The following is a 10,110-nucleotide window of genomic DNA, read 5'->3' as shown; positions in this document are numbered from 1 at the left end:
CCCAAGTAGGCTAGACAAGCAGCGAATAAGACCCCGCAAGGGTCTTATTTTGTTATGTAGCGCATGGATGTGGCGTTTTAGCGCGCAAAAGTAAGAGGTAAGACCCTGCCGGGGTCTTATCTCATTCGAGCAGAGCGGCAATAAACGAAATAAGACCCTCACAGGGTCTTATTCGGTCTGGAGCTATCAACTTGGCGAAGCTCCCCGCCTACCCCTTGCCCATCAGCTTCGAGTCCTTCGGCAGGAAGAACGCGCAAAGTCCAAGCAGCGGGAGGAAGGAGCACAGCTCAATCGTAAAAGCAACGTCCTTCACGTCGGTCAGCCAGCCGAGCAGAACGGAGCCAAGTCCGCCCATGCCGAACGCGAGACCGAAGAATAAACCGGATACGGTGCCGATATGCCTTGGCATCAGCTCCTGCGCATAGACGATGATAACGGAGAAGCCGGACATTAGAATCAGGCCAATCGCGCAGCACAAGACGAGGGCAACTGCCGGGCTTGCGTAAGGGAGCATCAGCGAGAATGGCGCCGTTCCGGCGATGGAAATCCAGATCATGGTCTTGCGGCCGAACTTGTCGGCAAGCGGTCCGCCAAGCAGCGTGCCCACCATGCCCGCGAATTGCAGAGCGAACAAGCAAATTTGCGCGCGCGAGAACGACAACCCGTAATGATCGATGAAATAGAACGAATAATAACCGGTCATGCCCGCAATATACACAAACTTGGAGAACAGCAGGATAATGAGGAGCGCCATCGTGCCGGCCACGAACAACGTGGAATGGGGCGATGGCTGATCCAGCATCCGGTTAGCCGCTTTTTTAATTGATGCGGCAGCTGCTAATTGACCGGCATACCAGCGGCTGATGATTTGTTGTATGACGATTCCGGCAACGGCGAAAATCGTAAACCACAGGAAGCCTTTTTGGCCATGCGGCATTAACAGAAAAGCAACCAACAGCGGCGCCAGCGCCTGGCCGGTGTTGCCGCCGACCTGGAATACCGATTGCGCCATCCCTTTCCCGCCGGATGCTGCCATCCGGGCTACCCGGGAGGATTCCGGATGCAGGACGGACGAGCCCACCCCGATAAGGGCGGAAGAGACGAGCAGCATCCAGAAGCTGTCCGCATATGCGAAGCCAACTACGCCGGCCAGCGAGAAGAGCATGCCAAGCGGCAGCAGGAAGGGCATTGGCCTGCGGTCTGATACGTATCCGATAAACGGCTGAAGCAAGGATGCCGTAATGTTGAGCATAAAGGCTACCCAGCCGATTTTGGTGAAGCTCAGATGCATCTCGGATTGGAACAGCGGAAAAGCGGAAGGCACGGCGGTCTGCATCGCGTCATTCAGCAGATGGGCGAAGCTGACGCCAAACAGCATCCAGATCGCCGGATTGCGCTGCGCCTGTAAAGCAGCGGTCGTATTCATGGAACGGTTCCCCCTTTTCATTTTTTTCAGTATAGCGGGGGAGGCGGAAAACGGTCGTTGCGAAAAGTGCTGCAAATGGAGCAACTTTTGCTATAATGATGGCAGGTGAAGATACATGGAGATGAAAGTAGAGACCAACTGGATCGAGCTGTGGCAAGGAAGCCATAGCTTCAAGAATGTTCCCCATAAGCATGAGGACTGGATGCAGGTTACGCTTCCGATCAAGGGCACGGTTCACTTTACGCAGGAAGAGCGGAGCTATGGCCTGAAGCAAGGCAACGGCTTGCTCCAGCCGCCGGGGACCGAGCATCATTTTTATCTGGGCGAGCAATCATCCGTAATCATTATCAAAGTCCGCGAACGCGGAGACGGCGGGATGGAATCCCTGCAGCCGCATTTCATGGCGGGAGCCGGGCAGGACATCCGGCAGGAATTCCATACCGGAGACATGATAGGCCGGTTCCGTCAATGGATGATGGCGCTGATCGAAGGGCAGGCTTTGGCCGATCCGATTGCGGTGCAGGAGGTGGAGCAGGATGTGCTCGCCTATCTGGGCGGCATGCTTAAGCTTGGCCAGAAGGAGCTGCTGCCGCCGGGCATTAACGATCCGCATATTCGGCGGGCCCTGACCTATCTCCATGACTGCTACGACCATACGATTAACATCGAGGAGCTTGCCGGAATCGCGCTTCAAAGCCGCTATCATTTTATCCGCTCTTTCCGCGAAGCAACCGGTACGACGCCGTATCAATATTTGCTGCGGCTGCGCATTACGGAGGCCATGAACAGACTGCGCCGTTCCGATTCTACGATCGGGCAGATCAGCGTGGATCTCGGCTTCTCGAGCACGAGCCAATTTCATCGCGCTTTCCTGAAAATGACCGGCGTTACCCCGCAGGCGTACCGCCAGCAATAGTAGCGAAGGGCTGTCCCGCATCACGATTGTTAGACTTCCTCTTTCGAGCGAGGTGAGGAATAACGATGTTAACGATTGAACGTTATTTGACGCTGTACGGGCGGTTTGCGAGTGTGCTTGGAGCCGGGGCAGCGGCGGAGGCAACGCTGGAGCAAATAGCAGATGCGCTGTATTGTACAGAACGAAATGCCAAGCTTGTTCTCCGCAAACTGTCAGAGGAGGGCTACATCAAGTGGAAGGCAGGAAGAGGCAGGGGAAACCGCTCACAGATTACCTTCCGGGAAGACCGGGAGAAGCTGCTTCTGGATCTGTCACGACAATATGCCGAAGATGGCGATTATAATAAGGCTTTTCATCTACTCCAGACCTTCGGGGAAGGAACGGCGGCCAACGAGAGATTCATGGAGTGGATGAGAGGCAGCTTTGGCTTCCACAAGCACCAGGGAAAATTGGCCGATGTGCTGCGCCTTCCTATAACAAGGACGATCACGACCCTGGATCCGGCAGAATGCATCTTTTCATTTGATGCGCATATGATTCAGCAGATTTGTGACCGGCTTGTCGTGCTAGAGGAGAATACGGGCCGCGTATTGCCCGGTATCGCCCATGAGTGGGAATGCAATGAAGATGCTACGGCATGGACTTTTCATCTGAGGAAAAGCGTATTATTCCATGACGGAACCGCACTTACCGCAGCCGACGTTGTTTTTACGATAGAGCGGCTGAGAAACGGAAAGCTTAACAGCTGGATTTTGCGGTCGTTGGATAGAGTCGAGGCCGTATCGGAACGAACTGTACGTTTTCATTTACATACACCCAACTGGTTATTTCTTAAATACGCTTGCTCCGTTGTAATGTCAATATTGCCTTCAGGGCTGCTGGGGCAAAGCGAAGAGATGTTCTGGAAGCGTCCCATTGGCACGGGCCCTTTCCAGATTGAAGAGTGGACCAGCGGAAGGCTGTTGCTTGAAGCAAATGTACAATATTTTCAATCGCGTCCTCATTTAGACCAGGTCGAAATCGTACATGTTCCGCAACATGAAGCTCTAAAGGCTAATGTGGCCACATGGAAGCAACTCATCTGTGATCCGAAGCTGCAGGCTGTGACGGAAGAGAACGGCTGGGTTAAGCTTGAATCCAAAAATGTCTGTACGAGTATGCTTAGCTTTAACATGCAAAGAGAAGGACTTCAGCAATCGAAGCTGTTCCGCAGTATCATAGATCAGCTGCTTGATCGGAAACGAATGATTCACGAACTGGGAGGCGCAAGGTATATGCCGGCCAAAGGTTTTTTTCCTGAATCAGAACCTTTTGCTGAAATAGGAGAAGCAGTTTGTGATGAGGAGCTGCGCAAGCAGATTATCCGATACGGTTTCGATCAATCGCCTATTACGTTGTGTTCACATTCGATTCATGAGGCCGATGCCCGCTGGATTCAGAAGCAGTGTGCCGACTATGGCATTAAAATGCTGGTTCGTGTTGAGGCGCCGGAGAATGTGCTGGACGAGGTTGATATGACGCTGTATTCGCTCGTATTTCCTGAAGGCGAGGTTACTTTGATCGAGAGCTGTGAACAGGAAGACAGCTTCTTAAAGAGTATGATGACGCCGGAGCTGTCGGCTTGGACGCTTGATCGATTTGATGAGGCGCTTGCCTGCAGAAATTCGCCGGACCGAATGGCTATCTATGCAGATATTGAAGAGAGACTTCGGAGAGAGTGCCAGGTCTTATTCATGCTTCATAGTAAATTTTATACCGACTACCATCCCTCGTTAAAAGGTGTCCGGATCAATTCGCTTGGCTGGATTGATTTCAAACACATTTGGCGTTCCTAACAATTGGCCGAAGAGATTGATAAAAACCCATCGTTGTTGGGGACTGACCCCCTAGTATGAGACAAATTAAAACACCTTCAAGAGAAAGCCTCCATGTCGTAAGATATGGGGGACAACTTTGGAGGTGTTGTTTTTGCATTGGCAACAAGAGTTAGTTAACCGTTCGGAGGGAAAATGCTGTACCTCTCGAGCATCTTGGATTTGTTTAATGGTGAGGTTGTTGCCAGCAGCATCTCAGATAAGCAAGATACGGCATTCGTACTAGATACGCTTAATCAGTTACCAGATCTTCCTGGAGCTGTTCTGCATAGCGATCAAGGCAGTGTCTATACATCTCAAGCGTATCAAGATGCGATCAAAGGAAAAGGCATTACCATGAGCATGTCCCGCAAGGGAACGCCCGCTGATAATGCCCCCATCGAATCGTTTCATTCCACTCTAAAGTCTGAAACGTTCTATCTCGAAGGTTTAACCCAAACAACGACGGCCATCGTTGAACAGAACGTTCGAGAATACATTACTTACTATAACTTAATTCGAATTCAAACGAAACTAAATAACCAGTCGCCAATTGAATATCGACGACTGGTTGCTTAAACTTGAAAGGTGTTTTGATCCCTGTCTCACAAACGGGGGTCAGTCCCTTGTAAACGATGGGTTTTTGAGTAGTCAGCAACAGGGAAAAGCACGATTAACGCATTTGCTGGAGTAAATCCAATATATGATTCATCTTGACCCTCACATTAATGTGAGGGTATATAATCGATTCGAATCGACGATGCAGGAGGCGTTAAGGATGAAAATCGGAGAGCTTGCGACGCGTACGGGAGTTAGTCTGCGGTCGCTTCGTTACTATGAGGAGCAGGGACTGCTTACTCCCATCCGGCTGGAGAACGGGTACCGGGAATATTCGCCGCTTGCCGAGGAGCAAGTGCGGACGATTCAGCTGTATCTCCAGCTTGGATTATCGACGGAGCAAATCGCCGGTTTCCTGCACTGCGTCTTGAAGAACAAAGAGGCGTTCTGCAAGGAGGTGCTGCCGATCTACCGCGAGAAGCTGGGGGAGATCGAGACGCAGATTCAACTCCTGAGCAGCATTAAACGCAATCTGGAGGACCGCATTCAGTCGATTCTGGAAGAGCAGAAGGAAACGGAGGAATGAAGATGAGCGTTAGAAAAATAGACGGGCAGTCGTTCCATCAGGCTGTTCGCTCGAATGGAGCAACTTTAGTTGAGTTCGGGGCCGCATGGTGCCCGCCGTGCAAGGTGCTGCTGCCGATTCTGGATGAGCTTCAGCAGGAGGAAGGCGAGCGTGTCTCCATCCTTCAAGTGGATTGTGACGAATCGCCGGAGATTGCTTCCGAATTTGGCGTGATGTCGATGCCAACGGTTATCGTTTTCCATAACGGCGAGCCGGTCGACAAATATATCGGACTCCGTCCGAAGGATGTGTACCAGCAGGCAATTGCCCGGTATGCGTAAGGCGTGAGGGGAAATGGCCGGTCACTTATGTGGCCGGCTTTTTCAATTAGCAGGCAGGAATTGGAAGGTTCTTGGGAGAAGTTCAAATAGGCTCATTATCTTCCAGATGGAGGTTATACGAATGGAGTTACAGTCTTACATAAATGATCTGTTCCAGGCGGCTCAGAGCGGCGACGCAGCCAAAGCGCAAGAGCTGATTGAGGCCCATCCGCAGCTTGCCAATACCGAGAATCAAGACGGACTTACCCCGCTTGGCTATGCCGCGCATTTTGGCAACGCGAAAGTTACACGTGTATTGCTGGAGTTAGGCGCAGACGTCAATGCCGTCTCCCATTCCGGCATTTCGTTTATTCCTTCGAATACGGCCCTGCATGCGGCGATCGCGGGGGAACGGAGTCTCGAAGTCATTAAGCTGCTGCTTGCAAAAGGGGCAAATCCAACAATCCTGGACAGCAATGGCCATACCTGCCTGCACTCGGCGGCTTTCCATGATGACAATCTGGAGATGATCCGCCTGTTAATGGAGCATGGAGCGGATATAAACGCCTCGGCGGATGGCGGTGACACGCCATTGTCGCTGGCTGTTCAGCAGGGGCACGAGAACGTGGCGAGCTTGCTTCGGGAGTATGGCGCGCTCCGCTAGAGCGGGGCGAAGCCGTAAGGAACAACTTTTGCAGGCTAAAAGAGAATCACAGCACAGCGCACAGCGCAAAACAGGATTCGGCAACCATGCCTGACCCAAAAAACAGTCCCCCGGCATGCCGAGGGACTGCTTCTATTATTTCAGGCCTTTTTGCGCAAGGAAGGCATCCCACTGCTTCTGCACTTCCGCGTCTACCTTTTCCGCGCCGGAAGCTTTCAGCTTCGAGATATATTCCGGCAGCACTTTGTTAGGATCAACGGCGCCGGTCTCCAGCGCGGTTTCGTATTCGTTCTTCACCGCGTTGATGTTGGCGACCTCCGCTTTGAAATTCTCCTCGTTTACCGTAAAGCCGCTGCTCGCCAGAACGACGGCGTTGTCGTTCAGCTCAATGGTCTTCTGCCATGTATCCGCAGCCATGCCCGGCTTCAGATAAGCGTTAAATTGGTTGCCGAATACCCAGTCGCCGTTAGGCGCGTAACCGGAGCCTTCGATCGGCTCGATGTACTGGTCGTCGACTTTTTTGTAATGCTTGCCTTCAATCCCGTTGCAGATCAGGTTATACAAGTATTTATCCGTATTCAATAGGTTGATAAGCATAAGGGCGCGTTCCGGATTTTTCGAGTTTTTGTTGATGACATGCATGGCGCTTGCGATACCCGTGAAATAGCTCTCGGAGATTGGAACATATACGACATCGTTGCCGCCGTTGATCGCTTTTTCGCCAATCTCGCCGCCAGGCTTCGAAGTGAACTCGATCGATACCGCAACGTTGCCTTTTGCCTTCAAGTCGTTAATGTTCTGGAGGACGGGAGCGTCCTGGTTGATATAGCCCTTCTCGTACCATTCATGCAGCTTCTGGAAGTATGGAAGACGGTCATTGGCCGTGTTCAGGAACGTCGACAGCGTGTAAGCTGAATCGTCTTTTTTATAGTAAACCGGGGAGCCGTCCGTGCCTGCAACGGTTGGGTCGATATACATGCCTCTGGAGTTTTGCGCGAGACCAAGCGGCACGACATCCGGCTCGTTTTCCTTCAAGGTTTGCAGGAACGGCTCGATATCGCTGTAGGTATGGATGCTGGAGACGTCAAGATTGTATTTGTCGATAAAACGTTTCTGGATAATCAAGCTCTTTTGCTTCGCCGCTACTTGATAGATCGGGAAGCCGTACACCTTGCCGTCGGCGGCAAGCATATCCGGCCAGAATTTATCCGGGATATTCGCGCGTGCTTCGGGAGCATACTTGGCAATCATGTCATCCGTAATTTCATGATAAGCGCCGCGGTCGATATAAGGCTGATAGTTGCCAAGCCAGCCCTTGGAGCTCCAGGCAATGTCGAAGTTCTCGTTCGCCGCGAGCATCGCGTTCAGCTTCGGCTCGTATTCGTCGAAGGTGAGCGGTTTCAATTCGACGGTGGCGTTGATCTTTTCCTTCAAGTATTTGTTGATCTCGTCGTTAACGAGCTTTTGATCCGGACCGGGATCAGCCGCTACCGGATAAAGGAATGTAAGCTTAACAGGATCCAGAGCCGGCTCCGTTGACTCGGCAGGCGTATCGCTGGCCGCGGTTGACGGTTCCGCCGAAGGCGTTGGAGCTTTGTTGTTATTGCCGTTATTGTTGCTGGAACAGGCTGCGAGAATGCCAAACAATAAGATGACCGACAGCAGCGTTGCGAACAATCTTTTTTTGTTGTTGTTCACCGTAAACCCTCCAATTATCGTTCCTGTTTTATTATTACTACACGCCGTGAAGCAGACCTTCTTAAGCCGCGCAAAAGTGTGCGGATCACCTCCTAAAAAGAATTGACACACGCTTTTTGTGGCAATTCTTGCTTCGAAAGCATGGGCTTTTGATTGTCATCCCTTCAAAGAACCAACCGTTAACCCTTTGACGAAATACTTCTGGAAAAAGGGGAAGATCACCAGCATCGGCCCGCTGGCCACGATGGCCATCGCCATCCGAACGGTCAGCGTAGGGAACTGCGCAAATTTCAGCTTATCCGCCACCTCGGCCATTGGCGAGTTTGCCAGAAACTCCGCTTGCGATAAGATCCGGACGAGCAGCAGCTGAAGCGGTACGTATTTGTCGTTGTCGATGAAGAGAAGGGCGTTAAACCATTCGTTCCAATACCCGAAAGCAATGAACAAGCCAAGCGTGGCCAAGGCGGGCGTGGAGAGCGGCAAAATGATGATGAAGAAGATCCGGTATTCCTTTGCCCCGTCCACCTTTGCGGATTCGATGATTTCTCTCGAAATTTTGTCGAGGAAGCCTTTCATAATCATGATGTTGAACGGGCTCATCACGGCGGGAATGATCAGGGCGGCCAGCGTGTTTTTCAGATGCAAATATTGCGTCATCAGAATGTAGAACGGAATAAGTCCGCCGTTGAACAGCATCGTGAAGAAGACGTAGAACGTAAGCGGCCGTTGATAGCGGAAGTCGCTGCGCGAGATCGGATAAGCCATCAAGGCGGTCATGAAGAGCGACAGCACGGTACCAATGACGGTAATCGCAATCGTCACCCCGTACCCTCTAAGCAAAGGTTCGGGTTTCTCGAACACAATCCGGTAAGCCTCAAGGCTCCATTCCTTGGGCAGGAATTGATAGCCGAACTGATGCAGGCTGTTCTCCGAGCTCAGCGAGATCGCGATAACGAGAACAAAAGGCATGGCAATAAGCAGACAAACAATCAGGAAATACAGGTTAATGACGATATCGGCGATTTTGATTTTCATGGGTAGGCAGGCCTCCTCGGTCAGAAAAGCGCATTGTCTTTGTCAATGCGGCGGACGATCAGGTTCGCGGTTACGACGGTCACAAGCCCAACGACGGATTGCAGGAATCCGACCGCGGCGGCGGAGTTGATGTCCCCAAGCTTCGTTAAGGCGCGGTAGACGTAGGTATCGATAATGTCCGTGGTAGGGAAGTTAGGGCCGACGTTATTCGGAACAAAGTAATGCAGCCCGAAATCTCCTCTGAAAATATTGCCGAGACCTAAAATAAACAAAATGATAACGAGCGGCTTCAGAAGCGGCAGCGTAATCCGGGTCATCATCTGCACGCGGGAAGCTCCGTCCAGCCGGGCTGCTTCGTAATAATCGGTGCTGATTCCCGTAATGCCGGCGAAGTAGACGAGCGTGGAGAAGCCGACTCCTTTCCAGAGGGCGACAAGCGGAAGGATAAAGATCCACGGCGTTGTCTCGAGGTACCAGTTATGGCCCTTCTGGCCGAACAATTCAAGGATCGTGTTCAAGTACCCGTTCTGGAAGTCGAGAAAAGCGTTGCCGATATAGCCGACCAGCACCATGGAGATGAAATAAGGAAGGAACAAGGTCGTCTGGTACACCTTGATCAGCTTGCTGGTCAGCTCGTTAAGCAGAAGGGCCATGAGGAGCGAGACCGCCATCGTGAGCAGGATGTACGTAAAGTTGTACAGCAGCGTATTGCGTATAATGCGGAAGGCATCCTGCGCTTTGAACAGAAACTCGAAGTTGTCGAAGCCAACCCATTTGCTGCCGAATATGCCTTGGTCATACCGGAAGTATTTGAAGGCCAGGATCAGCCCGACCATAGGCAAATAGGCAATGATCAGTTTGAATAAGACGCCTGGGAGGGCAAGCAGGATCAGCTCGCGGTTTCGCCGGATATGCCAGAGCTCTTTGGCAAGCCAGCTTTTGCGTTTAACGGGAACAGGGGCTGCTGGCTGCTCGTGGCTGCTTGGTAGACCGGCAGGCGGGATGTTAGGCAAGTGAATCTCCTCCAATCTTTGATGAGTCCAGCATGCCATGACCCGAACCGGGCCGGATAGAG

Annotated in this window: 9 protein-coding genes and 1 pseudogene; 6 read left to right on the top strand and 4 right to left on the bottom strand. The window is 51.9% G+C overall.

All coding sequences use genetic code 11. From position 1 onward, the window contains the following. Nucleotides 1–208 precede the first annotated feature (208 nt). The gene (locus PGL01S_RS22740; RefSeq protein WP_127496859.1) at nucleotides 209–1,426 is read right to left on the bottom strand and encodes an MFS transporter; all 1,218 of its coding nucleotides are present in this window, start codon (nucleotides 1,424–1,426) and stop codon (nucleotides 209–211) included. 115 nt (nucleotides 1,427–1,541) lie between these two features. Here PGL01S_RS22740 and PGL01S_RS22735 point away from each other — a divergent pair, with 115 nt between their 5' ends. From PGL01S_RS22735 to PGL01S_RS22710, 6 genes and pseudogenes are all read left to right on the top strand, one after another. After that, complete coding sequence (locus tag PGL01S_RS22735) at nucleotides 1,542–2,342, top strand: AraC family transcriptional regulator (RefSeq protein WP_127496858.1); 801 nt, start codon at nucleotides 1,542–1,544, stop codon at nucleotides 2,340–2,342. A 65-nt stretch (nucleotides 2,343–2,407) separates the two neighbouring features. Then, on the top strand, nucleotides 2,408–4,177 hold the full coding sequence (locus PGL01S_RS22730; RefSeq protein WP_127496857.1) for an SgrR family transcriptional regulator: 1,770 nt from the start codon (nucleotides 2,408–2,410) through the stop codon (nucleotides 4,175–4,177). Nucleotides 4,178–4,336: 159 nt separating this feature from the next. Beyond that, nucleotides 4,337–4,774: pseudogene (locus PGL01S_RS22725) on the top strand (transposase); the annotation flags it as partial. A gap of 199 nt (nucleotides 4,775–4,973) precedes the next feature. Then, on the top strand, nucleotides 4,974–5,339 hold the full coding sequence (locus tag PGL01S_RS22720; RefSeq protein WP_127496856.1) for a MerR family transcriptional regulator: 366 nt from the start codon (nucleotides 4,974–4,976) through the stop codon (nucleotides 5,337–5,339). Between the two features lie 2 nt (nucleotides 5,340–5,341). Beyond that, entirely contained in the window at nucleotides 5,342–5,659 is a 318-nt protein-coding gene (locus PGL01S_RS22715; protein ID WP_116394238.1) for a thioredoxin family protein, read from the top strand. A gap of 121 nt (nucleotides 5,660–5,780) precedes the next feature. Continuing rightward, complete coding sequence (locus PGL01S_RS22710; RefSeq protein WP_127496855.1) at nucleotides 5,781–6,302, top strand: ankyrin repeat domain-containing protein; 522 nt, start codon at nucleotides 5,781–5,783, stop codon at nucleotides 6,300–6,302. Between the two features lie 135 nt (nucleotides 6,303–6,437). On the opposite strand, the gene PGL01S_RS22705 is transcribed toward PGL01S_RS22710, so the two are convergent. The 3 genes from PGL01S_RS22705 to PGL01S_RS22695 all read right to left on the bottom strand — a co-directional run bounded on the left by PGL01S_RS22705 (nucleotide 6,438) and on the right by PGL01S_RS22695 (nucleotide 10,048). Continuing rightward, nucleotides 6,438–8,000 (bottom strand): ABC transporter substrate-binding protein, encoded by a 1,563-nt coding sequence (locus tag PGL01S_RS22705; protein ID WP_127496854.1) that lies wholly within the window; start codon nucleotides 7,998–8,000, stop codon nucleotides 6,438–6,440. Between the two features lie 156 nt (nucleotides 8,001–8,156). Beyond that, nucleotides 8,157–9,035 carry a carbohydrate ABC transporter permease gene (locus PGL01S_RS22700; RefSeq protein ID WP_127496853.1) on the bottom strand — a complete coding sequence of 293 codons (879 nt, stop codon included), beginning with the start codon at nucleotides 9,033–9,035 and terminating at the stop codon, nucleotides 8,157–8,159. Nucleotides 9,036–9,055: 20 nt separating this feature from the next. After that, nucleotides 9,056–10,048 (bottom strand): ABC transporter permease, encoded by a 993-nt coding sequence (locus PGL01S_RS22695; RefSeq protein WP_127496852.1) that lies wholly within the window; start codon nucleotides 10,046–10,048, stop codon nucleotides 9,056–9,058. Nucleotides 10,049–10,110 lie beyond the last annotated feature (62 nt).

The sequence above is a fragment of the Paenibacillus glycanilyticus NBRC 16618 genome (assembly GCF_004000805.1).
Lineage (GTDB): Bacteria > Bacillota > Bacilli > Paenibacillales > Paenibacillaceae > Pristimantibacillus > Pristimantibacillus glycanilyticus.
The sequence above is the reverse complement of the archived record's forward strand: the minus strand, read 5'-3'. Positions and strand labels throughout refer to the sequence as shown.